The organism is Chromohalobacter sp. HP20-39 (genome assembly GCF_033052815.1).
In the GTDB taxonomy this organism is placed as follows: Bacteria; Pseudomonadota; Gammaproteobacteria; order Pseudomonadales; family Halomonadaceae; genus Chromohalobacter.
The window spans coordinates 1-229 of sequence record NZ_JAWHTP010001258.1; the positions used below are offsets into that span (position 1 = coordinate 1).

Below are 229 nucleotides of genomic sequence, written 5' to 3' on the forward strand. Positions count from 1 at the left end.
GCTCGGCTTCTCCCTCAACATGCTCAGCCTGCTCGGCATGGTGCTGGCCATCGGTCTCGTGGTCGACGACGCGATCGTGGTGGTGGAGAACGTCGAGCGCCAGCTCGAGGAGGGGCACCCGCCGCTGGAGGCCGCGGTGCGCGCCATGCGCGAGGTCACGGGGCCGATCATCGCCACGACCGCGGTGCTGATGGCGGTGTTCATCCCGGTCGCGTTCATCCCCGGCGTG

General features: G+C 69.9%; 1 protein-coding gene. It reads left to right on the plus strand.

Annotated features, from left to right (window positions below):
- On the plus strand, nucleotides 1-229 hold a 229-nt coding region (locus tag RVY79_RS21900), incomplete at both ends, for an efflux RND transporter permease subunit (protein ID WP_317466733.1).